This window comes from Gardnerella sp. CCPDSM (assembly GCF_056754715.1).
On sequence record NZ_JBQEQO010000040.1, the window covers coordinates 1 to 884 of the forward strand.

Genomic DNA, 884 nt, shown 5'->3' on the forward strand with positions numbered 1-884 from the left:
TTCATTGCTTTCTTATACCAGTCGATAGCAAGATACGGTACAGACGGTGGCGTAAGAGAGAATTGTCCTTTAATACTAAAATGCGGCAGTTTAATATGAGGAAGACTAAGTTTTATGCCAGAGAAAAACCCTGTTATAGCGTCGATTACTGCTTTAACCTTGTTTTTCGCCGCTTCAATCGGAGTGATGATAGCGTTTTTAATACCATTCCAAACTGACACAACCGTGTTTTTAATACCGTTAAACACAGACTTAACCATGTTTGCTACTGAATTAAACACTGTTGAAATGCTTGTTTTAATACCGTTTACCACGCTCATGATCGCAGTTTTAATACCATTCCAAACACTTGTTGCCGTGTTTTTAATACCGTTTAAAACGTTAGTGAAAAACGATACGATACCATTCCAAACATTCATGAAAAAGTTTTTCACACTCGACCACAGTTTGTTCCAACTAGTGCCAAAGAAAGACAAAAACACGTTAAAAACATTTTTTAACGTGTTAAATACCGTTATGAACGTGTTTTTAACCGCGTTCCAAACAGCAGTAAAAATTTCTTTTACACCATCCCAAAGCTGAGACCAGTTACCGGTAAACAAGCCTATAAAAACGTCTAAAACGCCTGTGATTAAATCAAGAACAGTTTTGAAACTAGTAAAACTTAAATTTAAAGCGCCTTCAAACAGTGGAGCTAGAATAGCACACAAACCATTCCACACTGTTTTAAGCCCTTCAACAATACTCGTAAAATCAATACCAAGGCTTGACAGTTTTTCTTTAACACCATTAACAAAACCGGTGAAAGTTTCCTTAATTTTCTCCCAAACAGCAATAACACTGTTTCTAAACTCTTCGTTAGTGTTCCATAAGGTTACAAAAGC

At 36.2% G+C, this 884-nt stretch carries 1 protein-coding gene; it reads right to left on the reverse strand.

The window, feature by feature from the left end:
- A partial coding sequence (locus ACTJLE_RS06385; protein ID WP_481267896.1) for a phage tail protein occupies nucleotides 1-884 on the reverse strand: 884 nt, incomplete at both ends.